General features: G+C 69.6%; 12 protein-coding genes. 9 read left to right on the top strand and 3 right to left on the bottom strand.

Translation table 11 applies throughout. The features are described from left to right. Positions 1–13: 13 nt before the first annotated feature. On the top strand, positions 14–1240 hold the full coding sequence (locus ACQZ13_RS05075) for a beta-ketoacyl-[acyl-carrier-protein] synthase family protein (protein WP_431050150.1): 1227 nt from the start codon (positions 14–16) through the stop codon (positions 1238–1240). Here ACQZ13_RS05075 and ACQZ13_RS05070 read toward each other — a convergent pair. Together ACQZ13_RS05070 and ACQZ13_RS05065 are read right to left on the bottom strand one after the other, a co-directional pair. Further along, positions 1217–1864 (bottom strand): response regulator transcription factor, encoded by a 648-nt coding sequence (locus ACQZ13_RS05070; RefSeq protein ID WP_431050149.1) that lies wholly within the window; start codon positions 1862–1864, stop codon positions 1217–1219. The genes ACQZ13_RS05075 and ACQZ13_RS05070 overlap by 24 nt on opposite strands. Then, positions 1861–3828 carry a sensor histidine kinase gene (locus ACQZ13_RS05065; RefSeq protein WP_431050148.1) on the bottom strand — a complete coding sequence of 656 codons (1968 nt, stop codon included), beginning with the start codon at positions 3826–3828 and terminating at the stop codon, positions 1861–1863. Before ACQZ13_RS05065 ends, ACQZ13_RS05070 begins: the two co-directional genes overlap by 4 nt. Before the next feature lie 193 nt (positions 3829–4021). Here ACQZ13_RS05065 and ACQZ13_RS05060 point away from each other — a divergent pair, with 193 nt between their 5' ends. The 4 genes from ACQZ13_RS05060 to ACQZ13_RS05045 all read left to right on the top strand — a co-directional run bounded on the left by ACQZ13_RS05060 (position 4022) and on the right by ACQZ13_RS05045 (position 10439). Further along, on the top strand, positions 4022–5044 hold the full coding sequence (locus ACQZ13_RS05060) for a TRAP transporter substrate-binding protein (RefSeq protein ID WP_431050147.1): 1023 nt from the start codon (positions 4022–4024) through the stop codon (positions 5042–5044). A 78-nt stretch (positions 5045–5122) separates the two neighbouring features. Next, positions 5123–5764 (top strand): TRAP transporter small permease, encoded by a 642-nt coding sequence (locus ACQZ13_RS05055; RefSeq protein WP_431053130.1) that lies wholly within the window; start codon positions 5123–5125, stop codon positions 5762–5764. Then, positions 5761–7089 (top strand): TRAP transporter large permease, encoded by a 1329-nt coding sequence (locus ACQZ13_RS05050; RefSeq protein ID WP_088404913.1) that lies wholly within the window; start codon positions 5761–5763, stop codon positions 7087–7089. Before ACQZ13_RS05055 ends, ACQZ13_RS05050 begins: the two co-directional genes overlap by 4 nt. 287 nt (positions 7090–7376) lie before the next feature. After that, the gene (locus ACQZ13_RS05045; protein WP_431050146.1) at positions 7377–10439 is read left to right on the top strand and encodes a hypothetical protein; all 3063 of its coding nucleotides are present in this window, start codon (positions 7377–7379) and stop codon (positions 10437–10439) included. Positions 10440–10445: 6 nt separating this feature from the next. On the opposite strand, the gene ACQZ13_RS05040 is transcribed toward ACQZ13_RS05045, so the two are convergent. Further along, positions 10446–11147, bottom strand: coding sequence for an SDR family oxidoreductase (locus ACQZ13_RS05040; RefSeq protein ID WP_088404912.1), 702 nt, complete (start codon positions 11145–11147; stop codon positions 10446–10448). Between the two features lie 168 nt (positions 11148–11315). On the opposite strand from ACQZ13_RS05040, the gene ACQZ13_RS05035 reads away from it, so the two are divergent. The 4 genes from ACQZ13_RS05035 to ACQZ13_RS05020 all read left to right on the top strand — a co-directional run bounded on the left by ACQZ13_RS05035 (position 11316) and on the right by ACQZ13_RS05020 (position 15253). Further along, positions 11316–12323 (top strand): HlyD family secretion protein, encoded by a 1008-nt coding sequence (locus ACQZ13_RS05035; RefSeq protein WP_431050145.1) that lies wholly within the window; start codon positions 11316–11318, stop codon positions 12321–12323. Further along, positions 12320–13303 (top strand): ABC transporter ATP-binding protein, encoded by a 984-nt coding sequence (locus ACQZ13_RS05030; RefSeq protein WP_431050144.1) that lies wholly within the window; start codon positions 12320–12322, stop codon positions 13301–13303. The genes ACQZ13_RS05035 and ACQZ13_RS05030 overlap by 4 nt, the downstream gene beginning before the upstream one ends. Then, positions 13300–14469, top strand: coding sequence for an ABC transporter permease (locus tag ACQZ13_RS05025; RefSeq protein WP_431050143.1), 1170 nt, complete (start codon positions 13300–13302; stop codon positions 14467–14469). The genes ACQZ13_RS05030 and ACQZ13_RS05025 overlap by 4 nt, the downstream gene beginning before the upstream one ends. A 271-nt stretch (positions 14470–14740) precedes the next feature. Then, complete coding sequence (locus tag ACQZ13_RS05020; protein ID WP_431050142.1) at positions 14741–15253, top strand: hypothetical protein; 513 nt, start codon at positions 14741–14743, stop codon at positions 15251–15253. The last annotated feature ends 3 nt before the right edge of the window (positions 15254–15256 follow it).

Raw genomic sequence — 15256 nt, 5'->3', positions numbered from 1 at the left:
CGCCGGTACCGGCATGAGCCCGGAAGCGGTATGGATCACCGGCATCGGCGCGTGCAGCGCGCTCGGCCCGGACGCGGACTCGCTGGCGGAGGCGCTGGCGCAGGGACGCTCGGGGGTCACGCTGCAGCCCGGAGAACCGACACGCGGCGTGGTGCCGTTCGCGGCGGCGGCGGTGACGCTGCCGCTGGGACAGGACATGCCGCCGGCGCAGCGCAACCTGCACGACCGTCACAGCCTGATGGCGCTGCACGCGGCGCGCGAGGCCTGGACGCAGTCCGGCCTGCCGGCGACCTCCGCGACGCCGGAACGCTCGGCGGTGGCCTGGGGCACGGGGCTGGGCGGCTCGAACGCGCTGCAGCAGTCCTACGGCGAACACCTGACCAAGGAGACGCCGCGCATCCATCCGTACACGGTGGTGCGGGTGATGAGCAACTCGGCCGCGTCGCACCTGGCGATGAAGTACGGGTTGAAGGCGGCGATGCTGACGATCTCCAACGCCTGCGCCTCCTCGGCGCAGGCGATCGGCGAGGCGCTGATGCTGCTGCGCCAGGGCCGCGCGGACGTGGCGCTGGTCGGGGGCTCGGAGGCGATGCTGAACCCGGGCTCGGTGGCCGCGTGGCAGGCGATGGGCGTGATGGCGCCGGCGGATCCGGAAGATCCGTCGCGCAGCTGCCGGCCGTTCGACGACGCGCGCAAGGGCCTGGTGCTGGGCGAGGGCGCGGCGGCGCTGGTGCTGGAGACGGAGAGCCACGCCCGCGCACGCGGCGCGTCGGCGCTTGCCGTGCTGGCCGGCTATGGACATAGCGTGGACGCGGTGCACCTGTCGCGGCCCGACGCCGACGGCCAGGAGCGCGCGCTGCGCGCCGCGCTGGCCGATGCGGGCATCGCGGCGTCGCAGGTCGGCTACGTGAACGCGCACGGCACGGCGACGGACGTCGGCGACACGGTCGAGGCGGAATCGCTGTCGCGCGTCTTCGGCGTGCGCGGCGTGCCGGTCAGCGCGACCAAGGCGCTGCACGGTCACCTGATCGGCGCCGGCGGCGCGCTGGAGCTCGTCGCCTGCGTTCAGGCGATGCGTCGCAGGGAACTCCCGCCGAGCGCGCACATCGGCAAGAGCGAACTCGAAGAGATCGCGGACGTGATCCGCGATCCCCGCGCCTTCGATGCGTCGAAGGCGATGGTCAGCAACTCGTTCGCGTTCGGCGGCAGTAACGTGTCACTGGTGATCCGGGCGGCCTGAGCCGCCCTTCACCTCGAACCGCTCCAGCATCGTCGCCAGCTCCGCCGCGGAGCGCAGACCCAGCTTCGTGAACGCCCGTGCGCGGTGGACCTCCACCGTGCGGATCGCGATGCCGAGCTCGTCGGCGACCTGCTTGTTGAGCTTGCCCGCCGCGACCAGCACCGCGACCTCGCGTTCGCGGTCGGTCAGGCTGGCGAGCTTGCCGGCGACGTCCGCGTGAGCGCGCGATTCGCGCCAGCGGTGGATGTCGGTCGCGATCGCGCGCTGCACCTTGTTGACCAGCGCCTGGTCGTTGAACGGCTTCTCGACGAAGTCGAGCGCGCCCTTCTGCATCGCGTCCACCGCCATCGGGATGTCGCCGTGGCCGCTCAGGAAGATCACCGGCAGCGGCACGCCGCGCGCGATCAGCTCGTCGTGCACCTGCAGGCCGGAGAGCGGCTCCATCCGCACATCGAGCACGATGCAGCCGTGCGGCTCGATCGCGCGATCCAGCGCCTCGAACAGCGCCGGACCGCTCGCGTGCGGCTCCACGCGCAGCCCGTGCGTGCGCATCAGAAAGGCCAGCGCGTCGCGCACCGCCGCCTCGTCGTCCACCAGATGGACCGTCGCCTGTGGGTCGCTCATCGCGCGCCCTCCTTGTGTTGTCCGATGCCGCTGCCGATGCTGGCACCTGTCGCCGGTTCGCTGCCGTCGCACGCGCCCTGTCCCGGGCACAGCGGCAGTGTGAAGCTGATCCTCGCGCCGCCGAGTGCGCTCGCGCCGGCTTCCATGCCGCCATGGTGCGCCTCGATCACCGACCGGCAGATCGCCAGCCCCATGCCCATGCCTTCGGACTTCGTCGAATAGAAGGCCGTCGTCAGCTGGTCGATGCCGCGTCCCTGAAGCCCGGGCCCGTTGTCGTCGACATCGACCCGCACGAATCGGTCACCGACGCGCTGGGCGGCGATGCGCACCTGCGAGCCCGGCTTGCCGTGCAGCTCGTCGAGCGCATTGCGGACCAGATTGATCAGCACCTGCTCGATGAGCACGGCGTCGGCCTGCACATCCGGCAGGCCGGCTGGCATCGCGACCTCGACAAGCACGCCGCGCAGGTCGCGCTTGAGCAGCGCCAGCACGCGCGCCGCGAGTTCCGGCACCGCGCAGCGCTCCGGCTGCGGCGCGCGGCGCGTCAGGAACGCGCGGATGCGCTGCACGATGCGCCCGGCCTCCTGCGCCTGCTCGCCGAGGCGGCGCAGCGCCTCCATCACGATCTCGTCGGTCTGGCCCGCGCGTTCCAGCGACCGCAGCGCGCCCGCGTTGTAGCCGGCGATCGCCGCCAGCGGCTGGTTCAGCTGATGCGCCAGCGCCGACGCCACCTCGCCCAGCGTGCTCAACCGCGCCTGGTGCGCGAGCGCCTCCGTGCGACGACGGTCCCGCTCCTCCGTCTGCTTGCGCGCGCTGATGTCGACGATCGATCCCATCCACCCGATCTGCACGCCGTTCGCGTCCACCAGCGGCGCCTCGAAGATCATCACGTCCAGCTCGTGGCCTTCGCGATGCATCCAACGCGCCTCGTAGCCCTCGCGCGGCGCGCCGCCGGCCATGTTGCGCTGATGGCGGCGCAGGCTGTCCTCCATCTCGTCGGGCAGCCAGTACGGCATGGGCGGCAGTTGACCCAGCAGCTCCTCCCCGCTGTAGCCCACCAGATCGCAGAACGCGCGGTTCACATGCGTGAGCCGGCCGTCCAGGTCGCGACCGCGCAGACCCACCGTCAGCGAATCCTCGACCGCGCGGCGCCAGGCCGCCTCGGTTCGCGCCTCCGCTTCGGCGCGTCGCACCTCGCGCATCTGCCGACGCAGCATGCCGCTGGCCAAGGCCGAGAGCAGCAGGAACACGCCCATCAATCCCGCCGCCAGCGTGTACCACCAGGGGCGATGCGGCACGCGCGTGTTGAGTTCGAGCCAGGTCTCGCGCATCGCCGGATCGACGCTGACGCGGTAGCTCTGCGTGTCGGGCAGCGCCAGCGCGTCGCCCGCCTGCGCGAGCCGCTGACCCAACGCGTCGACCAGCCGCACGTCGTACTTCTGCGAGAGCCACCACGGCAGCGTCTGCCGCAGCAGCGCGCTCGGCGCGAAGCGCACGACCAGCCGGCCGCCCTGCGGCCGCGGCGAACTCCAGTGCGCGGTCAGTCCGCCTTCGTCGAGGCTCACGCCGCTGCGTTCCCGCGACGGCGCCAGCGCCTGCGGCGTCTGCTGCGGCACGTGCGCGATGACGCGGTTGTTGCCGTCGAGCACCGTCACGCTGACCCACAGCCGTCGCAGTCCTTCCGCCACTGCGCGATGGTTCAGCAGCATCTGGTCGTCGACGCTCCCCGGCAGCTGCTGCGCGAGGCGGTCCACCGCCGCGTGCTCCGCATTGAGCCAGTCGGAGATGCGCGCCTCCAGCGACAGCGAGTCGGCGATCAGCGTCAGCCGTTCCTCCTCCAGGTCGCGCATGTCGCTCAAGCGCAGCCACACGCCGACCGACGCGGCGAAGGCCAGCGCGAGCAGCACGGGCAGGGCCCAGCTCGCGCGCTTGAGCAGGTGGAGGAGACGTCGGGACGCGGCCATGGCGGCAGTCTAGGTGCTGCGCTGCGCAGAGCGCACGACGGGCCCCGCGGGATACGTGTTTCCCCAATGTGGAAGTCCACAACTGGCGGCGCGGGAACCGGATTTCCACAATCCGCCACATTCCGCGACAGGTCGTCACTGCGCCTGATGGGCGGATCCCGAAGAACACTCGCGAAGAACACCAGGAGACCGCATGTCCGCCAAATTCCCCCGCCGCCTGCTGCTGTCGGCTGCCCTCGCCATCGCCGGCATGGGCGCCGCCGCCACGGCGTTCGCGCAAGCCCCGATCGTCATCAAGCTGAGCCACGTCGTCGCCCCCGACACCCCCAAGGGCAAGGGCGCGCAGCGCTTCAAGGAGCTCGCCGAGGAGCGCAGCAAGGGCCGCCTGAAGGTCGAGGTCTACCCCAACAGCCAGCTCTACAAGGACAAGGAAGAGCTGGAAGCGCTGCAGCTCGGCTCGGTCCAGATGCTGGCGCCGTCGCTGGCCAAGTTCGGCCCGCTGGGCGTCAAGGAATTCGAGGTCTTCGACCTGCCCTTCCTGTTCAAGGACGACGCCTCGTTCCGCAACACGACCAACACGCTGGGCATGGAGCTGTTCAAGAAGCTCGAGCCCAAGGGCATCAAGGGGCTGGCCTTCTGGGACAACGGCTTCCACATCATGAGCGCCAACAAGCCGCTGCACCACGTGGCGGACTTCAAGGGCCTGAAGATGCGGATCCAGTCCTCCAAGGTGCTGGACGCGCAGATGCGCGCGCTGGGCGCGATCCCGCAGGTGATGGCCTTCTCCGAGCTGTACCAGGCGCTGCAGTCCGGCGTGGTCGATGGCACCGAAGGCGTGCCGTCCAACTTCTACACCCAGAAGACCTACGAGGTGCAGAAGCACACGACGATCAGCAACCACGGCCACCTGGCCTACGCGCTGATCATCAACAAGAAGTTCTATGACGGCCTGCCCGCCGATCTGAAGGCCGTGGTCGACAGCTCCGTCAAGGACGCGACGACCTACGCCAACGCGATCGCGCAGACCGAGAACCAGCAGGCCTTCGAGAAGATCAAGGCCAGCGGCAAGACGACCATCTACACGCTGACGCCGGCGGAAGTGAACGAGTGGAAGCTGGCGCTGATGCCGGTCCACAAGGAGATGGAGTCGCGCGTGGGCAAGGGCACCGTCGAGGCTGCCTATAAAGCCGCCGGTTTCGTCCCCCCGACGAAGTAAGCCGCTCACCGTCCTTCCTCAGCCGCGCCCTGCTTAGGCGGCGCGGCTTTTCTTTGCCTGAAGGAGACCGCCATGTCATTGAAGTGGCTGGATCGATTGGAGGAGACGCTCATTGCGTTCCTCATGGGCGCCGCGACGCTGGTGATCGCGATGGCCGTGCTGCACCGATTCCTGGCCGGCGTGCCGGCGGTGCAGGACTACGTCATCCGCATCGACGTGAGCTGGGCGCAGGAGCTGTGCATCTACATGTTCGTGTGGATGGCGAAGTTCGGCGCGGCCTACGGCGTGCGCGCCGGGACCCACGTCGGCGTCGACGTGCTGGTGCGCAAGCTCAAGCCCGAACACGCGAAGTACCTGGTGATCTTCAGCCTGCTGGCCGGCGCGGTCTTCACCGCGACGGTGGGCACGCTGGGCGCGACCTTCGTGTGGGAGAACGGCGCGCACTACGCGTTCACGCATGCCTTCGGCATCGAGAACCCCGACCTCTTCGAAGGCCCGACCTCGCCGGACCTGGAGATCCCGACCTGGATCGCCTACTCCTGCGTGCCGCTGGGGTCCTACCTGATGTGCTTCCGCTTCCTGCAGGTGTGCTGGACCTTCATCCGCACCGGTGAGGCGCCGCACGCAGACCACGGCCATGTCGAAGGCATCGAGGACGACGTCGCCGCGGTGGGCTCGGTGAAGACCGCCGAGGAAGCTTCGAAGGGAGACCGCGCATGAACACGCTGATCATCTTCTCGCTGCTGGTGGTGCTGATGCTCACCGGCATGCCGATCTCGATCTCGCTGGGCCTGACGGTCCTGACCTACCTCTTCACGATGACGAACGTGCCGATCGAATCGGTCGCGCTCAAGCTGTTCACCGGCATCGAGAAGTTCGAGATCATGGCCGTCCCGTTCTTCATCCTGGCGGGCAACTTCCTGACGCATGGCGGGGTGGCGAGGCGGATCATCCACTTCGCCACGACCATGATCGGCCACTGGTACGGCGGCCTGGGCCTGGCCGGCGTGCTGGCCTGCGCGATGTTCGCGGCGATCTCGGGCTCGTCGGTGGCGACGGTGGTCGCGGTCGGCTCCATCATCCTGCCGGCGATGACCAAGCAGGGCTATCCGAAGCAGTTCGGAGCCGGGGTGATCACGACGTCGGGCGCGCTGGGCATCCTGTTCCCGCCGTCGATCAACCTGGTGATGTTCTCCATCGCCACGGCCGGCATGTCGGCGACGGGTCCGCACGGCGAGGTCGTCGGCACCGCGTCCGTCGGCCAGCTGTTCATGGCCGGCGTCGTGCCGGGCGTGTGCCTGTCGATCCTGCTGGGCATCACGACCTGGTACCGCGCCAAGAAGTACGACTACCCCCGCATGGTCAAGGCCACCTGGGGCGAGCGCTTCAAGGCCTTCCGCGACAGCTTCTGGGGCCTGATGCTGATCGTCGTCGTCATCGGCGGCATCTACAGCGGCAAGTTCACGCCGACCGAAGCGGCTGCCGTGGCGGCGGTGTACGCCTTCATCATCTCGGTCTTCGTCTACAAGGACATGGGCCTGAAGGACGTGCCCAAGGTGCTGCTGAAGGCCGCGGCGATGAGCTCCATGCTGCTGTACATCATCACCAACGCGGTGCTGTTCAGCTTCCTGATGGCCTCGGAGCAGATCCCGCAGACGATGGCCGCGTGGATGTCGGCGCAGGGCTTCGGACTGTTCGTGTTCCTGCTGCTGGTCAACCTGATCCTGCTGGGCGCGGGCAACTTCATGGACCCCGCCGCGATCGTGCTGATCATGGCGCCCATCCTGTTCCCGGTGGCGGCCAAGCTCGGCGTCGATCCGGTGCACCTGGGCATCCTGATGGCGGTGAACATGGAAGTCGGCCTCTGCCATCCGCCGGTGGGCTTGAACCTCTACGTGGCGTCGGGGATCACGAAGATGGGGATCACCGAACTCACCGTCGCCGTGTGGCCGTGGCTGCTCACGATGCTGGGCTTCCTGATGGTCGTCACCTACTGGCCGACGCTGTCGCTGGCGCTGCCGAGGGCCTTGGGTCTGGTCGGCTGACGACGGATCCGTCCCGCTCCGAAAGCCCCGCAGGCGCGATTGCGCCGCGGGGCTTTTTTCATGGTGCCGGGTCATGCCTTACCCGCTTGCGAGGGCCCTCGCCTCCCTCGCAAGAGGTAGGCGCGTGGTGTGCGAATCGACGGATTCGGCAACACGGGTAACGGTCGATTTCAGAGAGGCGCGATCGATTGACGCGACCAGTAGCGGACCACTTTAATGCGCTGCCCTGACGCGCGACCTGCGCGTCGGGACCGAACACGCCGGCCGCAGCGCCGAGAGGAATCCGCATGGCGCTCGCCCCCCGTCCCACCTCCGCCGAATGGCTGCGTCGCGCCGCCGTCCGATCGAGCCGCGCCGCGCTGGCCGCTGCCCTGCTCGCGGCGCTGAGCGCCTGCGGCGGCGGCAACGGCGATGAGTCCAAACCGCAGACCAATCCGCCCGTCAGCGTCGATCCTGGATCGGGCGGCGGCACGGGTACCGGATCGGGCGGAACGGGCTCGGGAGGAGGCACCGGCACAGGCGGAGATCCCACCGCCGAGATCCCGCCGCCGCTGTCCCCGCCGATGCCGCCGACGATTCCGGCGGATCCGGAACCGGCGCCGCCCGCACCGCCTCCGTCGACGACACCGACCGCGCCGGCACCTTCGCCTGCGCCGGCACCCTCGCCTTCTCCGGCGCCGTCGCCGGCGCCCTCCCCGGCGCCTGCCCCTTCGCCGGCGCCGTCTCCCGCACCTGCTCCCTCACCGGCGCCTGCGCCTTCCCCCGCACCTTCACCGGCCCCGGCACCTTCGCCTGCGCCTTCTCCAGCGCCGGCGCCTTCCCCCGCACCGTCTCCCGCGCCGTCCCCCGCTCCTGCACCCTCGCCAGCGCCCGCGCCGGCCCCGGCACCTGCCCCAGGCCCGACCGCCACGACCCCGCTGCGTCTGCCGCTGGAGTTGCTGGGCGCCGGCCTGCCGAGCGCGCCGACCGTTGCCACCGCCAACCTGACGCTCGACGTCAGCGGCGTCGGCGCCGCGACCGAGCTGTGGCTGCGCTGCCACCGCTGCAGCTTCTTCGGACCGCCGGAACACGAGGCGACCAGCGAAACACCGGCCGCCGTGAAGGCGAGCCTGCGGATCCTCGGCGGCACGTCGACCGCCAATGCCGGTGCCGTCCCCTGGGTCGACATCACCGACGCCACGATGGTGCTGGCCGATGCCGAACGCGTGCAGGGCGGCCTGAAGCGCGGCGGCGGCCTCTACACCGCCCGCATGAAGCTCACGCTCGACGCGGCCACGAAGGCGCGCCTCATCAGCGGCGTGAACCTCGTGCAGTTCCGCTTCAACGGCAGCGACGGCGAGTCGAACGGCTACCGCGTCATCGACCTGCAGTTCCGCAACGCGCAGGGCCAGAGCCTGGCGACCAACGCGGTGCAGCGCACCGACGTCAACGCCGAGAAGGTCGCCGGCCGCACGCTGACCACCGACGTCGCCGCCGGCGAGAAGCTGTGGAAGGCCGAGAACACGCTGCTGAAGTCGACGCTGGTGCCGCGCCAGATCCGCGCGGCCTGCGCGTCTTGCCATGCTTCGGACGGCCGCGACCTGCAGTACTTCAACTACTCCAACAACTCGATCGTCCAGCGCTCGCGTTTCCACGGCCTCACCGAGGCGCAAGGCGGCCAGATCGCCGCCTATCTGCGATACGCGCTGCGCGACATGGCGCACGTCGCGCAGGCCGCGCCGTGGAATCCGCCGTACCAGCCGGGCGCGGGTCTCGACAGCAAGCCGGTCACCGAATGGTCCGCCGGCGCCGGTCTGGATGCCGTCCTCGATTCGCCGACCGATGCGGTCAAGGCGCTGTTCGGCAAGCCGCTGGACGGCTCGGCGCTCGCGCTGACGCAGGCCGACGTCGACAAGGTGATGGACGTCAACACGACGCTCAACACCCGCGAGGTTCCTCTCCCCATCCAGTTCCCCGACTGGAACTCCTACCTGCCGGCCATCCATCCGCTGGACATCTGGCCCACCGGCGCGGACGCGGCCGGCTCGTTCGAGAAAGGCGCGACCTTCACCGCGGACAACCGGCGCCTCGATCCGCTGGGCACGTCGAAGAAGATCACCGCCTGGCTGGAGTCGCACCGCTCCGCCACCTTCGGCGACTGGAGCCACCTGACCCCGCAGCAGCGCAACGAGATCCAGAGCCTGCTCAAGCCGTCCGGCTTCGAGCTGTACGCCTTCCTCGGCGGCGGCCGCGGCAACCACCTGGCCAAGACCGGCCTCTACGGCTCACAGGTCGGCGCCGCGCAGCTGCAGAAGCTGGCCTCGCCGACGCGCGTCGCCACGGAGCCCGCCGCCTTCACGACCAACGCCTTCATCGAACGCGTCGTCGGCAGCGCGCTGCAGTGGAACCTCGTCCAGCAATGGGAATGGGCGCAACGCTACGGCATGGAAGGCGACCAGCGCTGGTTCATCGGCGACTACGACGCGACGGCCAAGACCTGGGCGGGGCGCGGCGAGAAGCGCGGCTGGCCGTTCAACACGGTCAGCGCCTTCTTCCTGGCGCCGCACATGGTCTACCAGCAGGACAACGACGCCACCGGCAAGATCACCCGCGAGTGGCTGCTCGCCTGGGAGACCGGCAACAAGCCCGGCTCCTACACGCGCACCAACGCCTGGTACCAGATGCAGGTCACGCTCAATCCGGGCGCGCAGAGCGACTGGGTGAACTACTCGGTGGACTGGCCCTACCTGACCGGCTTCGACTCGCTGCTGTCGCAGACGCTGGGCGACGCCACGCCGGCCCAGTCCACCTTCGCGTTGATGAGCGACATCCGCCTGCTGCAGGCCCGGATCAAGTCGGCGCAGTTCGTCAACAACAACATCCCCCTGTGGGTGCCGACGGACACGCGCTCGATCATCAACAACCGCGGGCGCTTCAGCAAGGCGGCGGTGGTCAAGCACCTGAACCCGATCAACTTCATGGAGGCCGTCTCCACGCAGGCGACGCAGAGCTCGCCGTTCCGCCGCCTCGACAAGCTGCAGGCCGGCCTGACCTTGAAGCTGCTCAACGGGGCGTTCAAGCAGTTCAACCAGCTCTACACCGCCACCGATCCGGCGATCTGGCGCCGGTGCGATCCGAACAACATGGACCTCGGCGAGGCCGAGCCCACCGCCGGCTTCTCGTTCTGCCTGGACGTGACCAAGCAGCCGCTGACGCTCAAGTCGCCCGGCGTCTACGTCATGGCGTCGACGGACTACCGCAGCACCGCCGAGCAGAAGCTGCAGTACGCGGTGTGGAAGGCCGGCACGCTCGGCGCCGATCCGGACCGCGTCAAGACGCTGAACGACTGGCTGCTGCGCGTCTGGCCCTGAGTCCGCTCAGACGCCGCCGCGGTAGCTGCCCTGCTCGGCCGACAGGCCGGCCTTGACGCCGCGCGTCAGCTCGTCGGCGTAGACCTCGTCGCGACCGGCGGCGAGTGCGTCCAGCACCTGCTGCGCGACGTCGAGCGGATCGGCCTTGGGCGCTTCCAGGCCGGCGGTCATGTCCGTGTCCATGAAGCCCACGTGCAGGCCGACCACCGCGGTGCCCTGCCCCTTCAGCTCCTGGCGCAGGCCGTTGGTCACCGACCAGGTCGCCGCCTTCGACACGCTGTAGGTGGCCGCACCCGTCAGGTTGAGCCAGCTCAGCACCGACAGCACGTTCACCACCGCGCCGCCGCCCTGCGCCTTCAGCACGGGCGCGAAGGCGCGCGTGAGTTCCAGCGGGCCGACGACGTTGGTCTCGAATTCGTCGCGCAAGGCGGCGAGCGCCTTCTCGCCCAGCAGCGGCGAGCCGCGCGTGATGCCCGCGTTGTTGATCAGCAGCGTGACATCGCCGGCGGCGCGCACGGCGGCCGCGATCTGATCCGGTTTCGTCACGTCCAGCTTCACCGGCACGACGCCGGGCAGATCGATGGTCGAGGGGTCGCGCGCGGCGGCGTAGATCTTCTTCACGCCGGCGGCCTGCAGTGCCTTGACGAAGTTCTTGCCCAGGCCGCGGTTGGCGCCGGTGACGAAGGCGACGGTGTTCTTGAAGTCCATGGGGATGTCCTTGCGGGGGTTGCGGGGCGTCTCAATGACGCGTTTTCAATGTTGATCGACATGAATAATGTAATGTCGACCATCATCTAAACGCAGCGAGGCATCGGTCTTGCCCCTGGTGGCGCAGGGGCAATAATCGTTGTCACCCCGTCGCCGGAGATCGCGTCGATGCCGAAGATGTCGCGTTGCCTGTGTCTTCCCGTCCTGGTCTCCGTGGCCTCCCTGGCACTGTTGACGGCTTGCGGCGACGAACCGCCTCCGGCCTGGTCCGGCTACGCGGAAGGCGAGCCGGTCTACGTGGCGGCCCCCGTCGCCGGACAGCTCGTCGAGCTCGCGGTCCAGCGCGGCGACACCGTGAACGCCGGCGTGCCGCTCTTCCGCATCGACGTCACGCCGGTGAGCGCCGCCCGGGCCGAGGCCGACGCCCGGCTCGCCGCGGCCAGTGCCGAACAGGCCGACGTCGCCAAGGGCCGCCGGCCCGACGAGATCGCCATGAGCCGGGCGCAGCTGGCGCAGGCCCGCGCGCAGTCGACGCTGGCGGATTCGGACCTCGCGCGGCAGCAGCAGCTGATCGGACAGGGCTTCATCTCCGCCTCGCGGCTGGACGACGCGCGCGCCGCCGCGGCGCAGGCGCGTCAGCGGGTGCGGGAGCTGGAGTCCTCGCTGCGCGTGGCGGAGCTGCCGGCCCGCACCGACCAGCAGGCCGCCGCGCGCGCCAACACGGCGGCGGCCTCGGCGGCGCTGGCCCAGCAGCAGTGGCGCGAATCGCAGACGCGCCAGAGTGCGCCGTCCGCCGGGCTCGTCGACGACACCTTCTACCGCGTCGGCGAATACGTGAACGCCGGGCAGCCGGTCGTGTCGCTGTTGCCGCCGGCGCAGCGCAAGGCGCGCTTCTACGTGCCGGAGCCCGAACTCGCCTCGCTGCGCCAGGGGCAGGCCGTGCAACTCAGCTGCGACGGCTGCGGCGCGCCCATCGCGGCGCGCGTCAGCTACATCTCGCCGCAGCCGGAGTACACGCCGCCCGTCATCTATTCCAACAGCCAGCGCTCGCGCCTGGTGTTCCTGGTCGAAGCGCGTCCCGAACCGGCGCAGGCGCTCCGGTTGCATCCCGGCCAGCCGCTGGAGGTCCGACCCGTGGCCATCGCCGTTGCCGCCTCGTCGACGGGACGCCCATGAGCGACACCGCCGGTGAACTTGCCATCGACGTCCGCGGCCTGACCAAGCGCTACGGCCAGCGGACCGTCGTCGACCACGTCGACCTGCAGCTCGGTCGCGGCCGCATCTGCGGTTTCCTCGGCCCCAACGGCAGCGGCAAGACGACGACCATCCGCATGCTCTGCGGCCTGCTGACGCCCGACGAGGGCGAAGGCACCTGCCTCGGCCTCGACATGCGCAAGCGCGCCGGGGAGATCAAGCGGCAGGTCGGCTACATGACCCAGCGCTTCGGGCTGTACGAGGACCTCTCGATCCGCCAGAACCTCGATTTCATCGGGCGGCTCTTCGAACTCGACGACCGCGCCCGTCGCGTCGACGAGGCGCTGGACCGGCTCGGTCTGAAGACCCGCCAGGACCAGTTGGCCGGGGCGCTGTCAGGCGGCTGGAAGCAGCGCATGGCGCTCGCCGCCTGCCTGCTGCACGACCCCAAGCTCCTGCTGCTCGACGAGCCCACGGCGGGCGTCGACCCGAAGGCGCGGCGCGACTTCTGGGACGAGATCCATCGCCTGGCGGCCGACGGCATCACGGTGCTGGTCTCCACGCACTACATGGACGAGGCCGAGCGCTGCCATGAGCTCGCCTATATCGCCTACGGCAAGCTGCTCGCGCGCGGCACGCAGCGCGAGATCATCGAGCAGGCGAAGCTCACCGTGTGGGCGCTGCACGCGGAGGATCCGAAGCGCCTGGCCGACCTGTCCGCGGCGCTCAACGGCGCCGAGGGCGTGCTCAGCGTCGCCGCGTTCGGCAACAGCCTGCACGTCGCCGGCCAGGACGAGGCGGCGCTGGAGCGCGCCATCGCGCCGCACCGCAACGGCGGTGGCGCGAGCGACGCTGGTGGTGCCAATGCCGACCTGCGATGGGAACGCGCCGAGGCCAATCTCGAGGACGTCTTCATCAGCCTGATCAGCAAGACGCCCGACAACTTCGAGGCCGCGCGATGACGTCGAGCCGCTTCAGCCTCGCGCGCGTGCTGGCGATCTTCATCAAGGAAGTCCAGCAGATGCTGCGCGACCGGCCGACCTTCGCGATGGCGGTGGGCGTGCCCATCCTGCAGCTGCTGCTCTTCGGCTATGCGATCAACACCGATCCCAAGGGACTGCCGACCGCGGTCGTGACGCAGGATCGCGGGCCGATGGCGCGCAGCCTGGTGGCGGCGCTGGCGCAGAGCGGCTACTTCCGCGTCCAGGCCCGACCTGCGTCGGAGCGCGAGGGCGACGCGCTGGTCGAGGACGGCGAGGTGCAGTTCCTCATCGTCATCCCGCCGGACTTCAGCCGCCGCGTCATCCGCGGCGAACAGCCGGCGGTGCTGGTGAGCGTCGATGCGACGGATCCGTCGGCGTCCAGCAATGCGCTGGCGGCGCTCGCGCAACTCGGCGCGCAGGCGCTGCGGCGCGACCTCATCGGTGCGGCGAATCCGAGCGGCGCTGCGACGGCCGCTACGTCAGGCGGCGCCTCGCCGGGCATGCCCTTCGAATGGCGCATCCATCGGCGCTACAACCCCGAAGGCCTGTCACGCTACAACATCGTCCCGGGCCTCATCGGCACCATCCTGACGATGACGATGGTGATGCTCACGGGTCTCGCGATGACGCGCGAACGCGAACGCGGCACGATGGAGAACCTGCTCGCGACGCCGGTGCGTCCGCTGGAAGTGATGATCGGCAAGATCCTGCCCTACATCGTGCTGGGCTACGTGCAGTTGGGCGTGATCCTGCTGGCGGCGGCGCTGCTGTTCCAGATCCCGATGGCGGGCAGTTTCACCCTGCTGCTGACGATGATCGGCGTGTTCATGCTGGCCAACCTGGCGGTGGGATTCACCTTCTCGACGCTGGCGAAGAACCAGTTGCAGGCGCTGCAGGCGACGTTCTTCTTCTTTCTGCCGTCGATGCTGCTGTCGGGGTTCATGTTCCCGTTCCGTGGCATGCCGCGATGGGCGCAGGTCATCGGAGAGGCGCTGCCCCTCACGCATTTCCTGCGCATCGTGCGCGGGATCATGCTCAAGGGGAATTCGTTCCAGCAGCTCGTGCCGGAACTCTGGCCGATGCTCATCTTCCTGCTGGTCGCGGGGACCATCGCGCTGCTCAGATACCGGCAGACGCTCGACTGAACGCTTCAGTACTACCACCGCCGCTGGCCCTCACCCCCACCCTCTCCCGCAGTGCGGGAGAGGGGGCCACCCCAGTGATCCTGCGGCGAATTCCTCGGTGCATTCTCACTCCCTCTCCCGCTTGCGGGAGAGGGTGGGGGTGAGGGCCAGCTGACTAGGCAGTCAACCAGATCCCCCATGCCCACGGGGGAAAGTCCTGATCCCGGCTTCAGCCGCGCTTCAGCACCGGCGCGCACCGTGAGGGCTCGCGGGTTGGAGTTCGGAGGACCACATGGGACACGCCTCAAGCAGGAGGTGGCGGTACGTCGTCGGCGTGACCGCCACGCTCGGGATCGCGGGCATCGCCGCGGCGGCGCCGTCGGTGGCGGATCCGGCGCCTCCGGCATCCGCACCGATGGCGGTGCAGGAGGGAAGCGCGCCGGCAGAGGCGGCGCGTCGGCCGCTGGCGTTGCAGGCGTCGCTCGCGGCGCTACGTTCGCGACTACAGACGTCCCCGGCAGCGAGCGCCGACGGCGCGCGATCCAACGTGATGCTGAATCGCGGGCTGGACATCCAGGTGGTCGAGCTCCCGCGCGAAGGTGCGCCCATCGGCCCGCCGCCCAAGCGCGCGCATCACGCGCTGAGCATCGGCATGTCGGGCCCGAAGCAGATGCTGCGGGGACTCGGGCTGGATGCCACCGAATGTGCGGCGCGATTCCGCATGCCTTCGAAGCTCAGTCGGAAGGGTGACGGATCGGCGCAGATCGACATCACCGCGCAGCTCGGCATGGGCTGCAAGTTCTGAGGT

The organism is Roseateles sp. L2-2 (genome assembly GCF_050613215.1).
GTDB classification, from domain to species: Bacteria; Pseudomonadota; Gammaproteobacteria; order Burkholderiales; family Burkholderiaceae_C; genus Roseateles; species Roseateles noduli.
This window is presented reverse-complemented; position numbering and strand designations above follow the sequence as displayed.